The following is a 24,079-nucleotide window of genomic DNA, read 5'->3' on the forward strand; positions in this document are numbered from 1 at the left end:
GGTATTTTATCAAAATGAAGTTAAATGTAAAGCCGCTCACCGGTGACAAAATGTTTTGCCCGACGGGATTGCTATATTTGCCTGAATTTTAACATGTGAAGAAACTGTTTTCACTTATTTCCGCACTGATCACGCTTTCGCTGGTCGGCATCATCTGGCTGCAGGTTTCCTGGATCAAGAACATGATTGCGCTCCGGGAAGACCAGGTAAAGCAGAAGATCGACGGGGTATGGAATACCGTGGGAACAGAGCTGACTCAGCTGAAGTCGCAGTTTACGAGCATTCCGGACGTAGATCCCCTGGGTTTATTGCCAAACATTGGATACAGGGGGGGAGGTGCGTTTGGAATAAACCATTACAATACCATCGGATCCCGGCTCTCTGCCTCAGAAATTCACGACCGGATCAGAAAAGCTTTTAACAGGGCCGGTCTGCCCGACATCGACTTTGAGTATGCCCTAATGGTCGGTTTCCTGTCACCCTTTCCACAGATTGAAAAACAGTCGGTAAACTTCGACCGGGCCCGGATGGACTCGGCGGCCAATTACCTGACGACCGGATATGCCATTGTTTCACAAAGTGGTTCGCCGGGGGAAAATATGAGTTCTGATGAAGCGCTATTCCTGGTTGCGCTGGACTGGAAGTCAGTCGTGTTGCGGTCCCTGGGCTGGAGTATTGTTTTGGGTGTGCTGTTCACGGCGGTTATTGTGGCTGCCTTTTACCTGACTGTTTATACGATGCTGCGGCAAAAGAAACTAGGCGATATCAAGAATGACTTTATCAACAACATGACCCACGAGTTTAAAACGCCGATCGCCACCATTTCGCTGGCGGTTGATGCGCTCAAAAATGACCGAGTCACTTCAGATAAGGACAAGATGAATTATTTCAGCGGTATTATCAAAGAGGAAAATCAACGGATGAACAAACAGGTCGAGGCTATTCTCAAGGCCTCACAGTTTGAGAAACAGGAGACTGAAATTGAGATGAAACCTATCGCTGTACACAAGATTATAAATCATGTCGTAGACAATTTTCAGCTTCAGTTGCGGGAAAAGAAAGGGTTCGCCGAATTCGAGCTTGCGGCCGAGGACGACAGGATTTTGGGTGATGAAGTTCATTTTACCAACCTGATCAGCAACCTGGTTGATAATGCCGTAAAATACTCAAAATTCAATGCGCCGGTTCATCTGGTCATTTCTTCCGGGAATCATGACAACAAGTTGAGCCTGAGGTTTTCAGATAATGGCATTGGTATGAGCAAAGAAACCCAGCGAAGGGTATTTGAAAAATTTTACCGTGCCCACACCGGCAATCTGCATAACGTTAAGGGCTTCGGGCTGGGGTTAAGCTATGTAAAATCAGTAACCGAATCGCACCACGGCCGGATCAGGCTTGAAAGTGTCCTGGGCAAGGGGACGACCTTTTACCTGGACTTTCCACTTAATGGGAAACATGCGTAGCGGGCGGGTGACGCCCGGGTGACAGCGCAAAGTTGCAAACTCAGACTTCGGATTCATTCCATAACAGACTGCCATCTCCATAACTTAAAAACCGGAAATCATTTTTTAACGCGTGGTTATAGATTTTTTTCCATTGCTCTCCGACGAGAGCGGCCACAAGTAACAACAGCGTGGACCGCGGCTGATGGAAATTTGTGACTAGTCCCTTTACGATTTTAAACGCGTATCCGGGTGCAATAATAATTTCCGTTTTTGCAATGAGCCGGTTTAGTTTTTTTTCCTGCATATAAAGCATAATGCGGTCCAGGCTTTCAGCGGCCGTCCACTTTCCTTGGTCGTAGTCGTAAGTCTCCCATTGCAGGACACCAGGAAGCGACTGCTCAAAGGCGGCGGGATTCTCCAGGAGCTTAAATCCCAGCCAGTACAGGGATTCGAGCGTCCTGAGTGACGTGGTGCCTACTGCTACTACGGGCGAGTCAATGTGTTTGCGGAGGGCTCTTATGAACTGCAGATCCATTTCCATGAATTCTGCGTGCATATCATGGTCGGCCATTCGCTCTGCTTTTACGGGTTTAAAAGTACCCGCGCCCACGTGCAGCGTGATGTAGCCGGTATAAACCCCTTTGTTCCTTAGTTTGGTTAATACGGTTTCGGTAAAATGGAGTCCCGCTGTTGGGGCAGCAACGGATCCTTCGAACCTGGCGTAGATAGTTTGATAACGTTCTACATCTTCAGGTTCATCTTTCCGTTTAATATAAGGAGGAAGTGGCACGTGACCCGCGAGGTGGAGAAGCTCTGCGAAACTGAGGTGGTCATCGTCCCAGGTCAGCTCAATCAGGAAGGCCTCATTTCTTTTTTCCAGGTATTTCGCCGCCAGGTGAATTGTTTTATCTCCGTTTCTGAGGGTCTGCGAAAGGATCAGGCCGTTTTTCCATTTTGAAGCGCCTCCTATCAGGCAAAGCCATCTTACTGATCGGACCTGGCTCATCGCATCAGACACACCGGCATACACTGAATCGGGCTCCAGGCAGAATACTTCTATCGCGCCGCCGGTGTCTTTTTTAAACAGCAAGCGGGCCTCAACCACGCGGGTGTTATTAAAAACCATGAAAGTGCCTGCGGGGATATGATCGCTCAAGTTCCGGTAGACGTCGTCGCGGATCAGGCCATCCTTATAAATCAGCAATTTTGACTGATCTCTTTCGGGCAGGGGATGGTAGGCTATCCGGTCTTCCGGAAGCAGGTAATCGAACGGTTCGATGGACAATGCTCCCGGGTGCACACTATACTGTATTTTTTCGTTCATTTTAAAGAAATTGTCTTACGTCGTTCAACCAATTCCTGACCCTTTTTGCCGGTAACTCACAGCTTATCCACCTTAATGCACATATTATTCACAGTCAATTCGTGCAAATCAGGGTATGAATTGGCTGTAATGCTTACCCAGACTGAGTTTCAGCCAGTTTTCCGGCTGTGGATAAAACAAAGAGGGGTAAATTTGGTATTTAAGTGGGAAAAAGTGTTATTTTGTGGTAACAATTGTAATAATTAATTAATGAACCGGATATGACAGGTCTTCTGGGCGAATTCGAGGTAACCATAGACGCAAAAGGTCGCTTTCTGTTGCCGGCAGGCTTCAAAAAGCAACTGTCTGATGGTGATACTGTCCGTTTTGTCATAAACCGGGGATTTGAAAAATGTTTGAGCCTTTATCCGCTAAGCTCCTGGACTCCATTGGCCGAGAAGATAAACGCCCTGAATGATTTTAACCCAAAGGTACGGGAGTTTAAACGCTATTTTCTGAACGGTGCCACATTCGTGGAGCCTGATGTAGCGGGTCGCATCCTGATCCCGCAGAACCTGCGGGAGTACGCCTCGCTCCAGAAAGATGTTGTTATGATGGGTAATAACGACAAGATGGAAATATGGGATAAAAGCAATTACAGAAAGTTCTTTGATTCAATCACAGCGGATTCCTTCAGCGATTTGGCCAACCAGGTGATGGGAGGTTTTTGATAACAGCCGGAAAACACATGACACCGAAAAAGAAAATACCTAAAGCCTCTCAGGAACCTGAAGGAGGGGAAACCTCGTACCATCAGCCGGTCCTTTTAAAAGAAGCCATTGAAGGGTTGCAGGTCCGGCCCGACGGTCTCTATGTAGATTGTACTTTCGGAGGCGGTGGTCATTCAAAAGCGATCCTCGGACTACTGGGCGAAAAAGGCAGACTGCTGGCATTCGATCAGGATGAAGACGCCCGTTTCAACCTTCCGGATCACCCAGGCGTAACATTTATTCCGCATAATTTCAGGCATATCGCCCGCTTTCTCCGGTTAGAGGGATTTGAAAAAGTTGATGGGATCCTGGCCGACCTGGGTGTAAGCAGTCATCAGTTTGACAAAGCGGAACGCGGATTCAGCACAAGATTCAATGCTGACCTGGATATGAGGATGGACCGGCGTCAGCCAAAAACGGCCTTCGATGTAGTGCAACAGTACAGTGAGCCGGAGCTACACCGGATCTTTGAACAGTACGGGGAAGTGACCAATTCGAAAACACTCGCTAAAACCATTATTGAGATCCGGAACCAGGTGTCCCTCCGTACCGTTGATGGATTTAAACACGCACTGAGGGCAATTGTAAAGGGGAATCCCCATAAGTATTTTGCCCAGGTATTTCAAGCGTTGCGCATCGAAGTCAATGATGAAATGGGTGCGCTGAAAGCGCTGCTTGAACAGGCCCCGGGTTTATTAAATACAGGTGGAAGGCTGGCGATCATCACGTTTCATTCCGTTGAGGACAGGCTGGTAAAGAATTATTTCAGGAAAGGTACGGATGAAGAAAAAGTAGTCAATCCTTTCTTAAACGTGGAGCCTGAAACACCCTGGAAGCTGGTAAACAAAAAGCCCATCGTGCCGGGCGATGAAGAAGTAAAATCAAACCCCAGATCCAGAAGTGCGAAACTACGGATCGCGGAAAGAAAAGCAGCGTGACCACAATCAAATTGAAAGCAAGTTATTGACGCATTCAAAAAAAAAGAGATGGCAGTGTTTAAAGAAAAAGAGGTCCGGTTTAACTGGAAAAAATGGCTGAATTATCAGTCGATCGTGAAGCAGATCCCGTTCCTGATCTTCCTGGCTTTTCTGGCTGTCCTCTACATTTATAACGGGCATACTGCCGACAAGACAATAAGAAGAATAAATACGCTGGCTAAAGAAGTTAAAGAGTTGCAATGGGAATACAAGGATCTGAAAAGTGATGTGATGTTCCGGAGTAAGCCCAGTGAAATGGTGAGGGTGCTGGAACCTGCAGGACTCACGGAATTACAGGAATCACCTTATGTATTAAGAGATTCATTACTGGGATATTAAAAATCAGACAGTTCAATTGGAAATAAAGAGGGACATATTATGGCGGGTCTATCTCTGTTTTATAGGGATGATCTTCTTGTCGGTAGTGATTATCGGCAAAGCCGCCTTTATACAAAGAGTGCAGGGCGATCACTGGCGCGGCATGGCAGACAGCATGTACCAGAAAATTCAGGAGATCGGCGCCGATAGGGGAACCATTTTCAGCGAAGATGGTCAGATGCTCAGCACTTCCCTGCCACAGTTTAATCTTTATATGGATTTTATGGCTGATGGGTTACGGGAAAAGAACGGCCGTATATATAAAACATATATAGATTCTTTTGCAACGGCCATGGCAGATTATTTCAAAGACAAGACCGCTAAACAATACCGGACAGAGTTTGATCAGGCTTATAAAAAAGGACAGCGTTATTACTCATTGAAAAAGAAGATTGCTTTCGAAGACTATAAAGTATTCAGGAATTTTCCACTGGTAAGACTCGGGAAAAATAAAAGTGGCATTATCGTGGAAGAAACCAGCCGGCGGGTAACGCCGTTTGGTCTGCTCGCCAACCGGACCATCGGCCTCAGCCGCGAATACACCAGCAGTGACGGGAAATTGAAGAAAATGAATGTGGGCCTGGAAATGAGCTATGACAGCCTGCTGAATGGCCAGAACGGTCAGCGGGTAGTGAGGTATATCGCCGGTGGGGTTGTGCCTGTGGAAGGTTCACAGGTGGAGCCTGAAAACGGAAAAGATATTTACACGACCCTGGATGTAAATATTCAGGATATTACGGAAATGGCTCTTATGCGGATGATGAATTATATCCACGCGCAATACGGCACCTGCGTCGTTATGGAAACGAAAACAGGCAAGATAAAAGCCATTGCCAACCTGGGGCGGGTAAATGGTGATACCACCTATTGGGAAGATGACAACTATGCACTCCATGTGACTGAACCCGGATCCACCTTCAAACTGGTTACATTTATGTCGGTTCTCGATAAAGGATCCTTCAAGCCTGACGGTCTGTTGGAAGTAGGAAGCACCGGCAGGATGCAGGTGGGACCCAGGATGATCACTGATGCAGAACGTTCTCCAAAGTCAGTCATTACGCTCACAGAAGCCCTGGCCCATAGTTCCAACGTGGGAATGGGTATCGCAGCCTATAAAACTTTTCAAAGCAACCCCGCTGAATTCGGTGAGTACATCCGGAAATATCACATGAACACCAAATCCCCCATTGATCTCACGCATATTCCTTCACCCAGGTTTGCTCCGTTCTCAAGAGGAGAAGGCGGATTGATGAACATGATCACCATGAGCTTCGGTTATGCAGTCCAGGTAAGTCCTCTTCAGACTCTTACACTGTACAACGCAGTGGCGAATGGCGGAAAGATGATGAAGCCTTACCTCGTCAGTGCCATCAGAAGCAATGGGGTTCCGGTTAAGCGGATTGAACCGGAAGTGATTGATCCCATGATCTGCAAGGAATCTACGCTGAAAGCTGTTAGAGCAGGTCTTGAAATGGCCGTAAAGGAAGGAACTGGCAAATATGCCTTTAAAGACATGCCATTTTCGGTGGCGGGTAAAACAGGCACAGCACACGTTGCGGATGGTGATATCAAATACCGGAATAATGTTTACCAGGGATCTTTTGTGGGATACTTTCCGGCAGAAAATCCTCAGTATACCTGCATTGTGGCCGTAAGGACCAAACCCGGGGGCGGGCTCCATTATGGAGGCCAGATCGCAGCGCCTGTGTTCAGGGAAATAGCGACAAAGGTTTACGCCATGTTTGTGGACAGGAAGACTCCCAAGAGCTACGAAGGCAGTGTGGACAGCAGCACCTATTTCTATGCAGGGAATGCGGTGTCCGTGAAACAAGTGCTCCAGAGTCTGAATATAAGTTATGTGGATTCAATGAGCAATAGCAAGTGGGTGACCATGTATGCAGGCAATTTCAAACCAGTAGTGAAGACCAACCTCGTGCGGAATAAGATCATGCCCAATGTTAAAGGCATGGGACTGAGAGACGCCGTCCGGCTACTGGAAAACATGGGTCTGAAAATTCAGATTCAGGGAAGCGGAAAGGTAGACGGCCAGTCGATCGCACCGGGGACATCATTTGCAGCCGGGGAGCAGGTGCATCTCAGGCTGGGATAAGCTATAAAATAAATTATTAATATCAATATCAGTGACGCTTCAGGAATTAATATACGGGACCAGCATCAAACAGGTAATCGGCGACTTATCGCGGGATATCACCTCGGTCTGTATTGATTCGCGGAAAGCTAAGCCAGGGTCCCTTTTCGTGGCGATCAAAGGCTATGCTTCCGATGGTCACCTGTTCATTGAATCTGCCATTAAAAACGGCGCCGTAGCGGTTGTTGCTGAAACTATTCCCGCCACCACGAATCCTGAAGTCGTTTATATCCAGGTGGAGAACAGTGCTGCGGCAGCCGGAATCATTTCAAATCAGTTTTTCGGAAATCCATCCCGGAGGCTTAGGGTGGTAGGCGTGACCGGTACGAACGGGAAGACAACCGTAGCTACCTTATTATATAAATTGTTTACGGCACTAGGCTATGATTGCGGGTTGATAAGTACCGTACAGAACATCGTGGGGAACACGGTCATTGAAGCTACACATACCACACCCGACCCGGTGAACCTGAGTGAACTTTTTGACAGAATGGTCCGGGAGGGTTGTACCCATGCGTTTATGGAAGTGAGTTCGCATGCAATCCATCAGCATCGCATTGAAGGACTCCATTTCGCGGGCGGTATTTTTACCAATATCACACACGATCACCTGGATTACCACAAAGATTTCAACGAGTATATCCGGGTCAAGAAATCATTTTTTGATGGGTTGGATAAAAACGCTTTTGCACTGACCAACCTGGACGACAAGCGGGGAGAGGTCATGCTCCAGAACACCCGGGCAAGTAAAAAAACATACAGCCTCAGGTCCATGAGTGACTTCAAGGGAAAGGTCCTCGACGATAGCCTGCTGGGGCTGCATATGTCGATTGATGAGCAGGACGTGCATTTCAGGCTGATCGGCGAATTTAATGCGTATAATCTGCTGGCGGTCTATGGTGCGGCAATCTTACTGGGTGAGGATAAGCACGAAGTGCTGCGGGCGCAGAGCCTGCTGACAGGCGCCGCAGGGCGGTTTGACTGGATGGTTTCACCGCACGAAAAGATCTCTGCCGTGATAGATTACGCGCATACGCCCGATGCCGTCCGGAATGTGCTGGCAACGATCAACAAACTTCGGAAAGGAACGGAACAGGTCATAACGGTGATTGGATGCGGAGGGGACAGGGACAAAACCAAGAGACCGGTGATGGCCGAAGTGGCCTGCACGCTCAGCGATCGGGTGATCTTTACCAGTGACAATCCAAGGTTTGAAGAGCCTGAGGCTATCATCCGGGAAATGGAAGCCGGGGTGCCGCCGGCTTACAGGAGGAAGTTCATTTCCATAACAGACCGGCGGGAAGCAATAAAAACGGCAGTCCACATGGCTGGCTCGGGCGACATTCTGTTGATCGCCGGAAAGGGCCATGAACATTATCAGGAGATAAGGGGCGTCAGAAAGCATTTTGATGACAAGGAAGTAGTCAGCGAATTTTTTGAGTTATTGAATAAGTAGAATTATTGTGTAACCTTTTGCCGGGAGCAGAAGCAATTAAAGCGAGTATATGTTATATCATCTATTTGAATGGTTCAAACTTCAGGGTATCAATTTCCCGGGAAGGAATTTGATGGATTTCATCACATTCCGGGTAATGATGTCTGTGTTGCTGGCTTTAATCATCACCCTGGTTTATGGGAAAAAACTGATCCGGATGCTCCGCAGGCGACTAGTGGGCGAAAGCGTCAGGGACCTTGGTCTCGCCGGCGAGCAGGCAAAAAAAGGTACACCCACGATGGGAGGGATCATTATTATTATGGGTATCCTGATCCCCACCTTGCTTTTTGCGAAGCTGGACACGGTGTATCTGAATGTAATGGTGATTGCAACAATCTGGCTGGGCACTATTGGTTTCCTGGATGATTACCTGAAGTTGCGTGCAAAGCGGCTGGCAAAACAACAAGGTATACCCTATAAAAAAGGTGATAAAGACGGACTGGCTGCCTGGTTCAAGATCCTGGGTCAGGTGGGTTTGGGCATCACCGTGGGCGCAGTGCTTTATTTCAACGGCCATGTAACGATCTGGCGGGAATACATCGGCACGCCCAAGGAAGGCGACACCACGGTTATTGCCAGAACAGTGAACAACCGGACCAAGTACTTTGTGGCTACCAAAGAACCGGTTACAACCATTCCATTCGTGAAGGGTCATGAATTCAATTACTCCAAACTTTTGCCGGCATCTCTTAGGGAATATACCTGGGTACTTTATATCCTGGTGGTGATATTTATTATTACAGCCGTTTCAAATGGCGCCAATATCACCGATGGACTAGACGGACTCGTCACGGGAACCTCGGCGCTTATCGGGGTGCTGCTGGGCATATTCGCGTATGCCAGCGGGAATTTCCTGTTTGCTGATTATCTCAATATCATGTATATCCCCAACCTTGGGGAGTTGTCTATTTTCATTGCAGCCATGATCGGCGCCTGCGTAGGATTCCTATGGTATAATACGTACCCCGCCCAGGTATTTATGGGCGACACAGGGAGTCTTACTCTGGGTGGACTGATCGCTGCCATTGCAATCATTGTACACAAGGAGCTGCTGATACCCATTTTCTGTGGCGTGTTTCTGGTTGAGAATGTGAGCGTCATGCTCCAGGTGGGATACTTCAAGTACACGAAAAGAAAATACGGAGAAGGAAGAAGGATCTTTTTAATGAGTCCCCTGCACCATCATTTCCAGAAACGGGGATATCATGAAGCAAAAATAGTCACGAGGTTTTGGATCATTACCGTATTACTGGTGGTCATCAGCGTGGTGACGCTCAAGCTGAGGTAGATTTTGATGACCAACAGGCACGAGAGGTGGAATTGTAATAAAATGTCGTATTTAATTCAGGAATTGACAGAGAATAACAACATATCGCAACAACCAGGTTCCAAAACCGGCAGGAAATGGAAACTGATCATTCTCGGAGGCGGCGAAAGTGGCGTGGGAGCTGCTCTCCTGGGGAAAAAGGTGGGGTATGATGTGTTTGTTTCCGATGCGGGCGCTATGAAAGAAGTTTACCGGACCGGTTTACGAGAAGCCGGCATCGAATGGGAAGAAGCTCGGCATACCGAGGAAAGAATCCTGATGGCAGATGAGATCATGAAGAGTCCGGGGATTCCGGAAAAAAACGAATTGGTTAAGAAGATCAGGAAGGCAGGCATTCCTGTTATCAGCGAGATCGAACTGGCTTACCGTTTTGCCGGCGACAGCAGGATTATAGCCATTACGGGAAGCAACGGTAAAACAACCACCACTGCGCTGATCCATCACATCTGCAAGACTGGTGGACTGAATGCTGCCCTGGTGGGTAATATCGGCGATTCATTTGCAAAGAGAGTAGCTACAGATCCCTGTCCGGTGTATGTCATAGAAGTCAGCAGTTTTCAGCTCGATGATATCGATCAGTTCAGGCCCTATATCGCAGTTCTTACCAATATTACCGAAGATCACCTGGACAGATACGAGTATGATTTTGAAAAATATATAAAAAGTAAATTTAATGTAATAAAAAATCAACAAAGTGGTGACTTTTTTATCTATAATCAAGATGATGAGGTAACCTCAAAATATCTGAAACAATATAATATTAACTCAACTCAATTACCGATCAGCATGGCAAATGAAAACAGCGCGGCATTTATCAAAGACGGCGATATGTACGTTAGAACAGGAGAAGACTTTATGAAAATGAGTGTTTATGATTTTACCCTGAAGGGCAAGCACAATCAATACAATACGATGGCGGCATGTGTAGCCGGAACAACGATGGACATCCGAAAGGAAAAGATCCGGGACGCAGTGATAACTTTCCAGAATCTGGAGCACCGCATGGAATTTGTGGCCAGTATCCGCGGGGTGGAATTTATTAACGACAGCAAGGCTACCAACATCAATTCTACCTGGTATGCCCTCGAGAGTATGGAGAAGCCTACCATATTAATACTCGGCGGTGTGGACAAAGGCAATGATTACAGCCTGTTAAATGATTTGGTCAAGGAGAAAGTAAAAGCCATCATTTGTCTCGGTATCGACAATAAAAAAATTCACGAGGCTTTTGAGGGCATGGTTCCCGTTATCCAGGACGTGCAAAGTGCTGAAGAAGCGGTCGGTGCCGCGTTTGCACAGGCAAGTAAGGGAGATGTAGTTCTGTTGAGCCCGGCCTGTGCGAGTTTCGACCTGTTCAAAAATTATGAGGATCGCGGAACCCGCTTCAAAAAGGCAGTTATTGAATTATAATTAAATACGGATGTCTCTGATTTCTGACATATCGAGTAAAAATCAATTACCTCAGGTAAACTGGCGGAATAGCCTGAACCGGCACGTCAGGGGCGATAAAGTGATCTGGGCGCTAGCCGTACTCTTGACGCTTTTTTCCCTCCTCGCCATTTATAGCGCCACGGGATCCCTGGCCTATAAGAATTACAAGGGTAACACGGAGATTTATCTTTTTAAACAGGTGGTCCTGATCCTGGTGGGCTTTGGTATCCTGTACTTCGCGCATCAGGTCAATTATACCGTTTATTCCAAGCTGGCAACTATCTTGTTTGCCATCAGTATTCCGTTGCTGGCATACACGCTTTTTTTCGGCGTAAAAATGAATGAGGGTAGCAGGTGGATCAAGCTGCCACTGATCAATATGACGATGCAGACTTCAGACCTGGCAAAGCTGGCCCTGTTCATGTACCTGGCCAGGCTCCTGAGCCGGCGGCAGGCAGTGATCAAGACTTTTAAAAAAGGATTTCTGCCTTTGATCATCCCTATTCTGCTTACCTGCATATTCATAGCACCTGCCAATCTTTCAACAGCCCTGCTATTGGGTGGAAGCTGCATGATATTGCTGTTTATCGGAAGGGTCAATACAAAATACCTGTTGGGCGTAGTAGGTGCGGCCATGATTCCCATCATAGCCCTGATTATTTCGGCAGTAGTGATGCACAATAAATCCGGTTCCGCAAGCAGCCTGGATACGCTCCCGGAAAGGGCAAGATCATCCGGCGGTCTCTTTACCAGGGTGGATACCTGGATAGGCAGGGTGGAAAATTTTATCTATGGCGGCAAAGAGGCTGATAACGATGAAATGTACCAGGTGAACCAGTCGAAGATCGCGATTGCGAAGGGTGGTTTTGTGGGCGTTGGTCCCGGCAACAGCACTACCCGGGATTACCTGCCACAGGCATACAATGATTTCATTTTCGCCATTATTATTGAGGAGTATGGTTTAGCCGGCGGTGCATTTATTTTATTTGTATATATCGTTTTTTTATATAGGTGCATACGGATCTTCAAGAAATGTCCCTATGCTTTCGGAGCTTTTCTAGCTCTGGGATTGAGTTTCACCCTGGTCATACAAGCCCTGGCTAATATGGCCGTTACGGTGAACCTCTTCCCGGTGACAGGCGTCACCCTGCCCCTTGTAAGTATGGGGGGCTCAAGTTTTTTATTTACCTGCCTGACGATCGGTATCATACTGAGTGTTTCAAGGCAGGTGGAAGGTGTGGAAACAAAAAACAATAACCAGCCGGAACTGAGCGCGGTAAATAGTTAAATGGTGGGTAAAAAGATGATCATAGCAGGCGGAGGTACGGGAGGACATATTTTCCCGGCTATCGCAATTGCCAACGCGCTGAAGCAGGAACGGCCCGATATGGAGTTCCTGTTTGTTGGCGCAAGGGGAAAGATGGAAATGGAGCGGGTCCCGCAGGCAGGATACAAGATTCGCGGGATCGATATCGCCGGATTCAACCGGAGTTCACTGCTCAAAAACATCGGGCTTCCTTTCAAGCTGGCTAAAAGCTTTTTGCAGGTCAGGTCGATTTTTAAAGAATTCAGTCCTGATGCAGTTTTGGGTGTGGGCGGGTATTCAACTTTTCCCGTACTGAAATACGCGCAGTCGAAAGGAATCCCCACTTTCATTCATGAGTCAAATTCCCATGCGGGCAGATCGAATATACTGCTGGGAAAACAGGCGGTCAGGATATTTACAGGTACATCAGGTATGGAAAAATTTTTCCCTGCGAAAAAAATAATGGTTACAGGTAATCCTGTCAGAAAAGATATTATTGACTCGACCGTTTCTAAAAGCGATGCGCTGAAGTTCTTTTCACTCGACGAAGGTAAACTCACGCTGCTGGTTCTGGGAGGCAGTCTGGGTGCCAGATCCATCAATGAAGCGGTAGCGACGCATATCGACAAACTGATTCATGCGGGGTTGCAGGTGATCTGGCAAACAGGGAAGACCTACAACCGTGAGGCTATCGATATATCTGTGGAACATAAAGAAGTGTGGGCAAATGAGTTTATCACAAATATGGAATACGCGTATGCGGCTGCAGATATCATCATGGCCAGGGCAGGCGCGATGACCGTGGCAGAAATATGTATCGTGAAGAAACCGGCTGTACTGGTGCCATTCCCTTACGCTGCCGAAGACCATCAGACGGCCAACGCTATGCAATTGGTAAATAATCATGCGGCCCTGATCGTTAAGGACAGCGATGCCAGGAACGAGGCCATCGACCGGGTGCTGGATCTGGCGGGTAATGAAACCCTTCGGGCGACGATGAGCGCCAACCTGGGGAAACTGGCGATCACCGATGCGGGAAAAAGAGTGGCAGATGAAATTTTAAGAATACTGGGTTAATACGGATTATCGAATGTGTATATATGATGGAGAACAATAAAAATATCAACACGATTAAAACGATCTATTTCATCGGAATCGGCGGAATAGGGATGAGCGCAATCGCAAGGTATTTTTATGCGAAGGGTAAAAAAGTGAGCGGTTACGATAAAGCACCTTCGGATCTGACCCTGAGCCTGGAGCAAATCGGTATCCCGATCCATTACCAGGAAGATGCAGATCTCATCCCTAAGGATGCCGACCTGGTTGTGTACACACCCGCGATCCCCGAAGATCATTCGGAACTGAGGTTCTACAGGGAGCATGGGTATTCAATGATGAAGCGAAGTGAAATGCTGGGCTGGATAACCCGGCAGTCTTTCAATATTTGTATTGCCGGCACGCATGGAAAAACGACCACAACCACGATGACTGCCCACTTGCTGAGAGATAGCAGCTATGGGTGTAATGCGTTCCTGGGGGGCATTTCAGCCAATTACGGCACTAATTACTGGGCGGATGAAAGGAACCTTTTTGTGGTGGAGGCTGATGAGTACGACAGAAGCTTTTTGAAACTGGATCCGGATATAGCTGTGATAACAGCGATGGATGCCGACCATCTGGACATTTATGGAACGGAAGAAAACGTGCACCTGGCTTACTTGGAGTTTGCATCACGGATCAAACCAGGCGGGCTCCTCATTAAAAAATTTGGACTCGATCATAAGCTGGGCGGGGATCAAACGCTGACGTATAGCCTTCAAAATGACAGCGCTGATGCGTATGCGGTGAATATCCGTATAAAGGACGGGGCATATCTTTTTGATGCTTCTGTTAAGGGCGACCTGATTGAGGGCCTTCAGTTGCGGATGGGTGGCATGCATAATATAGAGAACATGATCGCAGCCATTTCAGTTGCCGCATACCTCGGTATTGAGCATGAGAAGATCAGAGCGGCAGTGGCCTCTTTCAAAGGCGTAAAAAGACGGTTCGAGTATGTATTAAACGGTGATGCACTGACTTATATCGATGACTATGCGCATCATCCCGAAGAGCTGAAAGCGCTGATCAGGGGTGTGCAGACGCTCTTCAGTCAGAGAAGAATTACGCTGATCTTTCAGCCGCACTTGTATAGCCGCACCCGGGATTTTGCGGATGCGTTTGCGCAGGTCCTGGACATGGTCGATCGGGTGATCCTATTGCCAGTGTATCCGGCCAGGGAGTTGCCCATCGAAGGAGTTGACAGCAGCCTGATTGCTGGTAAAATGAAACGGGCTGCCCGGTGGCTAATGAATCCGGATCAATTGCTCGACTGGGTCCGGCATGAATTTGTTCCAAATCTGAATACTGAATTTGGTGAGGTGATCATTACAGCCGGCGCGGGGAATATCGACCGGCTCGTACCTCAGCTTAAATCTATACTGGAGAGTTAATGTCCAAGTTAAAAAGAATCATACGGTTACTGGTGCTTACTGCAGTCTGGCTGGCTATCGGCGCAGGGATGTTCATGCTGATTTCAGCGGCCATGAAGCATCGGGAAACGAGAACCTGCAAGGGGTACGAAATCCGGATCAAAGGATGGGGGGAAGGCCAGCTGTTCACTACCAAAGCACAGGTCATCACACTGCTTAAAACAGTCACTCGTGGGGAAGTAAAAGGTCAGCCACTTTCAGATTTCTATCTCCCACATATTGAAAACCTTCTTGAGCAGAGCTCCTGGGTTTACAATGCTGAACTATATTTCGACAATAATGATATCCTGTACGTGAATGTAGAAGAAAGAAAACCGCTCGCCAGAATTTTCACCAGTCAGGGAGAATCATTTTATATTGATGAAACCGCGAGAAGGATTCCATTATCCGGAAGAATAACGGTGGACTTACCGGTATTTACGGGATATCCGATACCGGCGGTTAGGAACGCGACTGACAGCGCACTGATCCGGAATATTATTGCTACAGCTTCTTTTATCGGCGGGGATCCGTTCTGGACATCGCAAGTGGCCCAGATCGATATCAAGAACTGCGGACCCGACTGCTGGGAAATGGAGATGATACCTGTAGTGGGCAACCACCGGGTGAACCTGGGCGATGGAAGTGATATAGCCTCAAAATTTCACCGCCTGTATCTTTTTTACGATCAGGTGTTGAAGCGCAAAGGGTTTGACAAATATCAAAAAATTGATCTGCAGTTTTCGGGTCAGGTGATTGGAGTGAAAGGGAATTATACGCATATAGATTCGCTGCAGCTCAGGAAGAATGTGGAGAACCTCCTGCAACTGTCCCGTAGCTCCAATGAACTGATAGATGAGGCTGTCGGGATGCCGCGACCTTACCAGTCCACCATCGACTCAAGTGCAGGAGCCCGGAGTATGTATGAACCCATGGAGCTGGCTTCAGATACATTGTCGCTGATGGGAACGGATTTTTCAGTGGAATCTAAAGAAGGAAAGAAGAAGGAGGCCGTTGAAGTCCCGGTTCCGGCAGCCGGCGTGGAAAAAAAGCATGTCGTGGAAGCGAAGAAAAATGTGCACGAGCCAAAGAAAACCACGCATGATCAGAAGAAGAAGAATGTTCATGAAGCTAAGAAAACGGAGCAATCCGAAAGCCGGGGCGCAAAGAAGAAAGAGGTAAAGACAGAGCATGCCACAAAAGACCACAAAGCGACGCAGAAAGGAAAGGAGCAGAAAAAGACAGGCCCCGACAAGAAAAAGACAGAAGCAGCTCATGCGGTCAATCACCCGGCAAAAAATCACGATGCTAAAAAGACGGAGGCATCGTCAAAACACAGTGACGTGAAGTCGGGCAAAAAAGTGCCGGCAAACGCGAATGATAAACAGAAGAAAGAGCATTGAAATTATACCCAAACAACTTAAATAAAACAGCAATGAATGCAGAACAACCCGTAATTGTAGGACTGGACATAGGGACCACAAAAATCGCCGTGATTGCCGGACGGAAAAATGAATTTGGCAAATTGGAGATCCTCGGTTTTGGGAAGGCCAATTCTAATGGTGTAAAACACGGACAGGTTCTGAATATCGATGAAACGATAAAAGCGATAAAGACCGCCCTTGAAAATTGCCTTACACTGAACCCCGACCTGAAGTTTAACGAGGTTTACGTGGGTATTGCAGGCCACCATATCAAGAGCCTCCAGACTAGGGGAGATATTGTCAGGGAAAATGAGGAGACAGAGATCACCCAGGAGGAAGTGGATATGCTGATCAGCAAACAGTATAAAACCTATATTCCGCCCGGCGATCAGATCATAGATGTAATTCCGCAGGAGTACACGGTGGACAATATGTCCAATATTGTACGCGCCACAGGTTATAACGGAGTGAAGCTGGGTGCAAACTTTCACATTATCACCGGTGATAAGAGCGCCATCCGGAATATCAACAAAAGCGTGGAAAAAGCAGGGCTCATCACCAAAGACCTGGTATTGCAACCGTTGGCTTCAGCCGCTGCCGTTATGGGGCAGGAAGACCTGGAAGCCGGCGTTGCGATTGTGGATGTGGGCGGTGGTACCACGGACCTGGCTGTCTTTTCCGAGGGTGTATTGAGGCATACCGCAGTGATACCTTTTGCCGGCGAGAATATTACCCACGATATCAAGACCGGACTCGGTGTGCTGAAAAGCCAGGCCGAGCAGATGAAAACACAATTCGGAAGTGCGCTGGCAAACGAAGCCCGCTCTAACGCTTATATTACTATTCCGGGACTTCGTGGCATGCCATCCAAAGAAATCAGTGTGAGGAACCTGGCAAATATTATCCAGGCCAGGATGAGCGAGATACTGGATTTTGTCACCTATCACCTAAAACAGATAGGTATGGACAACCACCAGTTGAACGGAGGTATTGTGCTTACCGGCGGTGGATCACAGCTCAAGCACCTGATTCAGTTGACGGAATATGTTACCGGACTGCCCGCCCGTATCGGACTGCCAAACGAACATCTGGCTGCCGGGCATATTGAGGAATTAGCTAAACCGACTTATTCCACCTGCCTCGGGCTGATTCTGAAAGGTTACGACGACTTTGAGCACGACCGCAAGAAATTTGAGAAGACTTTTGAGCCGATCCGTATTCCGAAAGAGCTGCGAAGCGTAGCTGGTCAGGAGTCGGTGCTGGTGGACGATGATGCGCTTTTTGAAGGCGGTAAAGATCCGAAGCTGGCGGGTAGAAGAAAGAGAGAGCCCCTCAGGGACGGCTTCTGGAAGAAATTCAAAGATGGTCTGATCGACATTTTCAAAGAAGAGGAAGACCATCAGTTATAAAATTTTTTGAATTCGAACTATACTAACCCATTTTTCAAAACAGGTATTGCACAGGCAATACTCTAAATTTAAGCAGTATGATACAATTTGATTTACCCAAAGAGCAATCATCCATCCTGAAGGTGGTTGGTGTTGGTGGTGGTGGCGGCAATGCAGTAAACCATATGTACAGCCAGACAATAGAAGGTGTGGATTTCATAATTTGCAATACGGATGCGCAGGCGCTTGCAAATAGCAAGATCCCCAATCGCATTCAGTTGGGCCCCCAGCTTACATCTGGTCTTGGCGCCGGTGCGAACCCGGAGATCGGCAGGCAGGCTACGGAAGAATCGCTCGATGAAATAAAACGCATTATTGAAGTGAACACTAAAATGGTTTTCATCACCGCGGGTATGGGTGGTGGCACAGGAACCGGGGGAGCGCCGATCATTGCGAAAACCTGTAAGGATATGGGTATGCTGACGGTCGGCATCGTGACCATGCCTTTTGCCTATGAGGGTAAGAAACGCCATCTGCAGGCTGAAGAAGGCATTAAGCACCTGAAGCAGTATGTTGACACTTTACTGGTCATCAGCAATGATAAATTGCGTCATCAGTTTGGCAATCTCAAAATGCGCGAAGCATTTGAGAAGGCTGATAATGTGCTCGCAACTGCTGCAAAATGTATCACCGATGTTATTACCACCACAGGACAGATTAATGTGGACTTTGCTGATGTCTGCACCGTGATGAAGAATGGCGGAGTAGCTATCCTCGGTAACGCGGCCGCTTCCGGCGAGAACAGGGCACAGCGTGCTATTGAAGAGGCGCTCAACTCACCTTTGCTGAATGATAATGATATCCGGGGTGCCAAATGGATTCTCATTAATATAAATTCAGCCGAAGGCGATGCAGAGTTTACGATGGATGAGGTGGAAATTATCCAGTCGCACCTTATTAGCCAGACGGGTGAAAATACGGATGTTATCCTGGGGATGGGTTATGACAGCACCCTGGGCGATAATATTGGCATCACTATCATAGCAACCGGTTTCGAAAATAAAAACCTTTTCGTGAAGCCGGTTTTGAAAAAAGAAGAGCTGACAGAAGGAAAAATTGTCATGATGCTGAATGGCGATAAAACGGTGCAACGCCTTCCCAACGGGAAGATAAAGCAGCCGAATGTTCAGGAAGTAGTAGCCTTGCCGGTATCAGTTCCTGTTGAATCACCTGCGGTCAAATTACCGGATCCGATGGCGCCCGTGTTGGTGGATGAAACGCCATTCCAGGATATCCCCATGCCTACGCTGGACGATATTACAGATCATAGGGATTCGGATGAGAGTTCCGCTATTCTTTATGATTTGTCCGGCACGCCGGTGGCTAAGCCAGAGCAGGAAGATCAACCAACCGTGGCAGCGCCGGAAGTGACCAGCGATTCGTTGTTTTATGATCCGCCGGTTCCGGGCGAACGAGTGATTCCTCAGCAGGCAAGAGAAGAGGAAGAGCAGGTCAGGAAACCGCTTCCGTCTTTTCTTTCCAAGCCATTGAACATTTATGAAGAAGAATACAGGGAGCCCGTTGTTCCTGAAATGAGAGCCCCTGAAAAAGAAGATAACGAACCCCTGGAACTGGTTGAAAAAGAGGTCCAGACCGAGTGGCAGGTTCCAAGGATTCAGACGCCTGCACAACGTTTCAGGGCAGAGCGGAGTGAACCGGATGAGATGGAAGTTCAAAAACGGAAACAAATAGACCGCCTGCAAAAATTACGCAGCTTGTCTTTCAATGTGAATACGACCGATCCTACGGATGAGTTCGAAAACATTCCGGCCTACATCAGGCGCAATATGGAATTGTATAACCAGGCCGCTCATATTGAAAGCTTTTATAGCAAGTTCGAGGTTTCTGCAGACGACAAGAACCAGGGCCAGATCAATACCATCAATACGTTTCTGGATGGTAAGAAACCTGACTAGTCCTGTGAAAATTCAATCCCGGTAATACCGGGATATGTTTGGGTGTAGTTTATAGTTGTGCCCTGGTGGATCTCGACCGGGGCATTTTTTTGCCCTTGCCTCAAACAAAAAAGTGACAGGACGCGTGGAAACTTCTATGTCCTAACCGGCTCTCCGACTTTCGACGGCGAGTTAGAAGGTCAGTACCTTGTCACTGTCCACCACCCATTTTGCCAGTTCTTCCATTGTGCTGAGTTCTGCTCCGTCAACCAACTGAACTTCTTTAAGCCCGCGGGCTTCGGCGCAACTCCCGCATATTTTAACCCGAGCATTTTTTGCAATGGACATTCTCAGCATGCGGCCGATATTATAATATCCGTTGGGTGTTGTCTGGTTGGCAATCGCGCAGTTTGCCGCATCGGCCATCAGAAATATTCTAACCTCCACTTCAGGATGGTCTTTTCCTAGCTGGTTGGCCAGTCTCAGTGCGTTATAAGCTTTCTCCGTTCCGTAGGGCCCGTCGTTGACGATGATCAAAGTCTTCATGTTAGTTTATTTAGGTTGTTTAATATTTTTCAAATTAATAATTACAAGACTTCCCTGTTGTGGCGTCAGAAGGCCTTACCTACTATTGCTCTATTACAATTTGGCCAAAAGCTTCTGCCGGCTTTTCAGGGATTCAATAAGCACTTCGCGCATCAGGCTACAGGCTTTTGCCACCTTGGGTGAAGAAAGCCTGAAATACGCATGTAGTCCGTCCCGCCGCTGCTTCAGGATCCCCTTGCTAACCATGACGGAAAGTTGTTGAGATAGGCTCGACTTGCTGACGCCGGTGATCTCTATGATCTCCGAGAAGCCAAGTTCCCCGTCCCGCAGCAGATCAATGACCTGAATGCGCAAGGGATGCCCCAGGGCCTTGCAGACCTCTGCATGCAGTTCATAAATGGACGGATCGGATAGGGTCTTTTTGTTCATTAGTTTACAAAGTTATGAACTAATGAACAATAAAACAAATTCCTACATCTTTTTGTTCCTCACCAATCCAATTCCCAGCACCAATAAAGAAAGTGCAAGTAGCAGGGCACCGACAAAAGCCAGATAAATAAAGGCATTGGGTTTTGTCATTTCTGGCTTGATAACGGAAAAGAAAAATGCCGCCGGAAGAAGAATGGCAGATATCGGTACGCTACTTCTCACCAGTAAGCGGCAGGCAAGGCCCCTACAAAGAAATGAATCGGATTTGGATGACGATCAGGGGGTTTTCAGTTTGTCTTTAAATACTTTATGAAATTTGTCCACCTTCGGGCGGATCACAATAGAGCAATAGGGGTTCTTGTTCTCATTGTTATTGAAATAACTCTGGTGGTAACCTTCAGCCGGATAAAATGCTTTAAACGGCGTGATTTCAGTTACGATGGGATGGTTATAGGCACCGCTCTTATTGAGCTCTTCTTTGTAATAGAGCGCCTTTTCTTTTTGCTGATCGTTGTGATAAAAAACGCCGCTCCGGTACTGAGTGCCCACATCATTTCCTTGTCTGTTTAGCGTAGTGGGATCATGTGTCTTCCAGAAGATTTCAAGCAGCTCATCAAAAGATATCACAGACGGATCATACACGATCTGCAGGCTTTCGGTATGTCCTGTGTTACCCGTGCATACCTCCTGGTATGTGGGATTTTGGGTGTGGCCGCCGGTGTATCCGCTGGTCACACCCAACACTCCCTTCACATCCTGAAAAATCGCCTCGGTACACCAAAAGCACCCGTTGGCAAATGTTGCCGTATCAGTTTGTACATTCATAGTCAAATGCTTAACGGGATCACCGGGCGGGGCATATTTTTTTTGCGCGCAGGCCGTGATGGCCAGCATCACCAAACACCCTAACATAAAGTTGTTTCTGATCATGTTCACCTTGCTGATTTTAAACTCTTCCGGCTCCCTATCAGACAAAACAACTTTTAAACCTGATTGTTGAAATAGATCAATATTTGAACACCTTGCCGCCTACAATCACCTCCTGCGTTTTTTCGTCAAACGTGGCTTTCATACCGGTCCTGGAAGCTGCAGTTGTCATGATATTGGCTATGGAATGGCTGTAACCTGCCTCTGCAGGCGCATTGGTCTGCTTCCGGCTGCGGACACACTCCATCCAGTTGCGCATATGGGCGCTCGTCAGCGAATCTCCTCCGGTATTTGCAGACGTGATGATCTTGGGCGCATTTTCACTCAGGGACACCTCAGGCAACAGGTTTGCCTTCATACCCATCGCCTTTGCAAAATTCTCACGCAGGCCGCCTTTGGGCGATACCTTGTTGGTGATCAGGTTCAATTCGCCGCCGTTTGAATAGTAGATTTCAGCAGGGCTTTCATCTCCATTGTGCATGCGCGACATGAAAACCACCTGGAATCCGCTGTTCTTGTCATTTTCAGGTCCGTATTCAAATACAGCCGTTGTGGTATCCCAGTTCCTCCTGCCGTCTTTCCACTTGTACACACCGCCGTTGGCTACCACGGTGCGCGGATGTTTCAGGCCGCTGAACCAATGCACGGTATCAATCTGGTGGCTCATCCATTGACCTGGCATGCCTGATGAATAGGGCCAGAAAAGCCGGTATTCCAGGTATTTCCGCGGATCCCAGGCTTCAAAGGGTCGGTTCAGCAGATAACGTTTCCAATCAGTATCCTCCTGCCGGAGTTTGGCAACGAGGTCGGGTCTGCGCCAGCGGCCGGGCTGGTTTACGTTCCAGGTGAGCTCAACCATAGTAATATCCCCGAACTTCCCGGTTTTTATAAAGTCCTCGGCTGCCATGTAATTAGGACCGCTTCTCCGCTGTGATCCGATCTGGATAATGCGTTTGGATGACTGTATTGCTTTCAATGCAGCGCGGTTGTCTTCCATTGTTTCGGCAAATGGTTTTTCCACATACGCATCACATTTGGCTTTTACCGCTTCAATAGCATGCAGGGCGTGCTGGAAATCTGCCGTGCTGATAATAACAGCATCGATATCTTTCAGGTTATACAATTCTTCGTTGTTGCGGCAGGCCTTAGGTGTATTGCCCGTCTTGGAACCGATATACTCAACACCCTGATTCCTGCGATAATTCCAGAGATCCGATACAGCGGCGATATCGAAATTGAGGTCTTTATAATGGTTTAAAAAAGAAGGGAACAGCGAGCCCCTGAAACGGTCGGAAAACCCGACGATACCGACCTTTACGCGGTCATTGGCACCCAGAATATTCCCATAGCTTTTGGCGCTAATACCTGATGTGGCAAGCCAGGCGCCTGATGTGGCAAGTGCAGTGTTCTTGATGAACTTTCTTCTTGAAGTGGACATTGTAGAAATTTTTGATGTATTAGAATATTTATTTCAATGGCATTAGTTCGCTTCCCTGATAAAAGCAGCGATCGCTTGGTTGAACTTTTCCGGTTCCTCAAGCATACCAAGGTGGCCAGAGTTCTCTAGAATATGAATATAGGAAATTGCGGGAAGTGTACTCTGTTTAATTGCACCGGCAGGAGAGACGGCCTTGTCATACTTTCCGATAAGGAATAAAACAGGTACCTGCGCGTTTTTCAACACACTGGTCCGGCTCTTTCTCCTAATCATTGCTTCATAATAGGCAATCGCGGCTTCGGCAGAGACCGCCAGTGGTTTGTTGACGATACGTTCTACCAGGTCAGGATGCTCCGAGCGGGTTTTTTCAGAAAACAAGTTAGGATTGGAAGTCCGGAAAAATGCTGCGGAACCATGTTCACGAATGGATTCAATCCCCTTTCTGCGGGTAATCTTTTTTTCTTTCGAATCGGCATAAGCCGTTGAGTGCACCAGACCGAACGCTTTCAGTCTCCCGGCGTACTTATCGGCAAAAGCCAGCGTAATATATCCGCCCATACTATGTCCGAGCATGGTGAAGGTTTCGAAACCCTCCTGGTCCGCGATAGCCAACAGCGCTGCTGCCATCGTCTCCATCGAAGTTTTCGGCAGCAACTCAGAGTTGCCTGTACCCGGGAGCTGGGGAATCACCAGGCGGCAACTGCCTTTCAGGTATTTTTCCAGATTATCCCAAATCGAATCATCCTCGCCAAAGCCATGCACAAGCATCAAGGGAGCTCCCTTGCCTGTAGCCCGGTAGTATATTTTTTTATCCTGATCGATTGCAAACTTCTTTTCCATACTGCTTCTGTCTTCCTCAGGTAAACAGAACGGAAAGTTACTCA

At 47.7% G+C, this 24,079-nt stretch carries 20 protein-coding genes; 14 read left to right on the forward strand and 6 right to left on the reverse strand.

The features are described 5' to 3' along the window. Positions 1-95: 95 nt before the first annotated feature. On the forward strand, positions 96-1,463 hold the full coding sequence (locus AC3WS5_RS06285) for a sensor histidine kinase (protein WP_492466400.1): 1,368 nt from the start codon (positions 96-98) through the stop codon (positions 1,461-1,463). Between the two features lie 40 nt (positions 1,464-1,503). On the opposite strand, the gene AC3WS5_RS06290 is transcribed toward AC3WS5_RS06285, so the two are convergent. Next, positions 1,504-2,769: an S-adenosylmethionine:tRNA ribosyltransferase-isomerase gene (locus AC3WS5_RS06290; RefSeq protein WP_492466401.1), complete on the reverse strand. Its 1,266-nt coding sequence runs from the start codon at positions 2,767-2,769 to the stop codon at positions 1,504-1,506. Positions 2,770-3,029: 260 nt separating this feature from the next. On the opposite strand from AC3WS5_RS06290, the gene mraZ reads away from it, so the two are divergent. From mraZ to ftsZ, 13 genes are all read left to right on the forward strand, one after another. Further along, positions 3,030-3,479: a division/cell wall cluster transcriptional repressor MraZ gene (gene mraZ, locus AC3WS5_RS06295; protein ID WP_492466402.1), complete on the forward strand. Its 450-nt coding sequence runs from the start codon at positions 3,030-3,032 to the stop codon at positions 3,477-3,479. A 17-nt stretch (positions 3,480-3,496) separates the two neighbouring features. Then, positions 3,497-4,456 carry a 16S rRNA (cytosine(1402)-N(4))-methyltransferase RsmH gene (gene rsmH, locus AC3WS5_RS06300; RefSeq protein ID WP_492466403.1) on the forward strand — a complete coding sequence of 320 codons (960 nt, stop codon included), beginning with the start codon at positions 3,497-3,499 and terminating at the stop codon, positions 4,454-4,456. A gap of 48 nt (positions 4,457-4,504) precedes the next feature. Further along, positions 4,505-4,834 (forward strand): FtsL-like putative cell division protein, encoded by a 330-nt coding sequence (locus tag AC3WS5_RS06305; protein ID WP_492466404.1) that lies wholly within the window; start codon positions 4,505-4,507, stop codon positions 4,832-4,834. Between the two features lie 16 nt (positions 4,835-4,850). After that, positions 4,851-6,983: a penicillin-binding protein gene (locus tag AC3WS5_RS06310; RefSeq protein ID WP_492466405.1), complete on the forward strand. Its 2,133-nt coding sequence runs from the start codon at positions 4,851-4,853 to the stop codon at positions 6,981-6,983. A gap of 31 nt (positions 6,984-7,014) precedes the next feature. Then, positions 7,015-8,478 (forward strand): UDP-N-acetylmuramoyl-L-alanyl-D-glutamate--2,6-diaminopimelate ligase, encoded by a 1,464-nt coding sequence (locus tag AC3WS5_RS06315; RefSeq protein WP_492466406.1) that lies wholly within the window; start codon positions 7,015-7,017, stop codon positions 8,476-8,478. Between the two features lie 49 nt (positions 8,479-8,527). Further along, entirely contained in the window at positions 8,528-9,805 is a 1,278-nt protein-coding gene (gene mraY, locus AC3WS5_RS06320; protein WP_492466407.1) for a phospho-N-acetylmuramoyl-pentapeptide-transferase, read from the forward strand. A gap of 42 nt (positions 9,806-9,847) precedes the next feature. Continuing rightward, complete coding sequence (murD, locus tag AC3WS5_RS06325) at positions 9,848-11,254, forward strand: UDP-N-acetylmuramoyl-L-alanine--D-glutamate ligase (RefSeq protein ID WP_492466408.1); 1,407 nt, start codon at positions 9,848-9,850, stop codon at positions 11,252-11,254. Between the two features lie 10 nt (positions 11,255-11,264). Then, entirely contained in the window at positions 11,265-12,563 is a 1,299-nt protein-coding gene (locus AC3WS5_RS06330) for an FtsW/RodA/SpoVE family cell cycle protein (RefSeq protein WP_492466409.1), read from the forward strand. Beyond that, positions 12,564-13,658, forward strand: a complete 1,095-nt coding sequence (gene murG / locus AC3WS5_RS06335; protein ID WP_492466410.1) for an undecaprenyldiphospho-muramoylpentapeptide beta-N-acetylglucosaminyltransferase — start codon at positions 12,564-12,566, stop codon at positions 13,656-13,658. Positions 13,659-13,681: 23 nt separating this feature from the next. Continuing rightward, positions 13,682-15,070 (forward strand): UDP-N-acetylmuramate--L-alanine ligase, encoded by a 1,389-nt coding sequence (gene murC / locus AC3WS5_RS06340; RefSeq protein WP_492466411.1) that lies wholly within the window; start codon positions 13,682-13,684, stop codon positions 15,068-15,070. After that, positions 15,070-16,491 (forward strand): cell division protein FtsQ/DivIB, encoded by a 1,422-nt coding sequence (locus AC3WS5_RS06345; protein ID WP_492466412.1) that lies wholly within the window; start codon positions 15,070-15,072, stop codon positions 16,489-16,491. Before murC ends, AC3WS5_RS06345 begins: the two co-directional genes overlap by 1 nt. Before the next feature lie 32 nt (positions 16,492-16,523). Beyond that, complete coding sequence (ftsA, locus tag AC3WS5_RS06350) at positions 16,524-17,921, forward strand: cell division protein FtsA (RefSeq protein WP_492466413.1); 1,398 nt, start codon at positions 16,524-16,526, stop codon at positions 17,919-17,921. A gap of 77 nt (positions 17,922-17,998) precedes the next feature. Continuing rightward, complete coding sequence (gene ftsZ, locus AC3WS5_RS06355; protein ID WP_492466414.1) at positions 17,999-19,876, forward strand: cell division protein FtsZ; 1,878 nt, start codon at positions 17,999-18,001, stop codon at positions 19,874-19,876. Between the two features lie 171 nt (positions 19,877-20,047). Here the strand turns inward: ftsZ and AC3WS5_RS06360 are convergent, their stop codons facing one another. The 5 genes from AC3WS5_RS06360 to AC3WS5_RS06380 all read right to left on the reverse strand — a co-directional run bounded on the left by AC3WS5_RS06360 (position 20,048) and on the right by AC3WS5_RS06380 (position 24,035). Next, a complete protein-coding gene (locus AC3WS5_RS06360; protein ID WP_492466415.1) occupies positions 20,048-20,401 on the reverse strand; it encodes a DsrE/DsrF/TusD sulfur relay family protein in 354 nt (117 codons plus the stop codon). Positions 20,402-20,494: 93 nt separating this feature from the next. Then, entirely contained in the window at positions 20,495-20,830 is a 336-nt protein-coding gene (locus AC3WS5_RS06365) for an ArsR/SmtB family transcription factor (RefSeq protein WP_492466416.1), read from the reverse strand. Positions 20,831-21,106: 276 nt separating this feature from the next. Further along, positions 21,107-21,805 (reverse strand): peptide-methionine (S)-S-oxide reductase MsrA, encoded by a 699-nt coding sequence (msrA, locus tag AC3WS5_RS06370; protein ID WP_492466417.1) that lies wholly within the window; start codon positions 21,803-21,805, stop codon positions 21,107-21,109. 31 nt (positions 21,806-21,836) lie between these two features. Beyond that, positions 21,837-23,195 (reverse strand): Gfo/Idh/MocA family protein, encoded by a 1,359-nt coding sequence (locus AC3WS5_RS06375; RefSeq protein ID WP_492466418.1) that lies wholly within the window; start codon positions 23,193-23,195, stop codon positions 21,837-21,839. Between the two features lie 42 nt (positions 23,196-23,237). Then, positions 23,238-24,035, reverse strand: coding sequence for an alpha/beta fold hydrolase (locus AC3WS5_RS06380; RefSeq protein ID WP_492466419.1), 798 nt, complete (start codon positions 24,033-24,035; stop codon positions 23,238-23,240). Between the last annotated feature and the right edge of the window lie 44 nt (positions 24,036-24,079).

The sequence above is a fragment of the Niabella sp. CPT15-335-S11 genome (genome assembly GCF_058792415.1).

Bases quoted from the DNA above. Each gene is read 5' to 3' on its own strand.
- AC3WS5_RS06375 (WP_492466418.1), bottom strand. From the start codon at position 23,195: ATGTCCACTTCAAGAAGAAAGTTCATCAAGAACACTGCACTTGCCACA.
- ftsA (WP_492466413.1), top strand. From the start codon at position 16,524: ATGAATGCAGAACAACCCGTAATTGTAGGACTGGACATAGGGACCACA.
- murG (WP_492466410.1), top strand. From the start codon at position 12,564: ATGGTGGGTAAAAAGATGATCATAGCAGGCGGAGGTACGGGAGGACAT.
- rsmH (WP_492466403.1), top strand. From the start codon at position 3,497: ATGACACCGAAAAAGAAAATACCTAAAGCCTCTCAGGAACCTGAAGGA.
- AC3WS5_RS06345 (WP_492466412.1), top strand. From the start codon at position 15,070: ATGTCCAAGTTAAAAAGAATCATACGGTTACTGGTGCTTACTGCAGTC.
- AC3WS5_RS06360 (WP_492466415.1), bottom strand. From the start codon at position 20,401: ATGAAGACTTTGATCATCGTCAACGACGGGCCCTACGGAACGGAGAAA.
- mraY (WP_492466407.1), top strand. From the start codon at position 8,528: ATGTTATATCATCTATTTGAATGGTTCAAACTTCAGGGTATCAATTTC.
- AC3WS5_RS06290 (WP_492466401.1), bottom strand. From the start codon at position 2,769: ATGAACGAAAAAATACAGTATAGTGTGCACCCGGGAGCATTGTCCATC.
- mraZ (WP_492466402.1), top strand. From the start codon at position 3,030: ATGACAGGTCTTCTGGGCGAATTCGAGGTAACCATAGACGCAAAAGGT.
- AC3WS5_RS06365 (WP_492466416.1), bottom strand. From the start codon at position 20,830: ATGAACAAAAAGACCCTATCCGATCCGTCCATTTATGAACTGCATGCA.
- AC3WS5_RS06305 (WP_492466404.1), top strand. From the start codon at position 4,505: ATGGCAGTGTTTAAAGAAAAAGAGGTCCGGTTTAACTGGAAAAAATGG.
- AC3WS5_RS06380 (WP_492466419.1), bottom strand. From the start codon at position 24,035: ATGGAAAAGAAGTTTGCAATCGATCAGGATAAAAAAATATACTACCGG.
- murD (WP_492466408.1), top strand. From the start codon at position 9,848: ATGTCGTATTTAATTCAGGAATTGACAGAGAATAACAACATATCGCAA.
- ftsZ (WP_492466414.1), top strand. From the start codon at position 17,999: ATGATACAATTTGATTTACCCAAAGAGCAATCATCCATCCTGAAGGTG.
- AC3WS5_RS06330 (WP_492466409.1), top strand. From the start codon at position 11,265: ATGTCTCTGATTTCTGACATATCGAGTAAAAATCAATTACCTCAGGTA.
- murC (WP_492466411.1), top strand. From the start codon at position 13,682: ATGATGGAGAACAATAAAAATATCAACACGATTAAAACGATCTATTTC.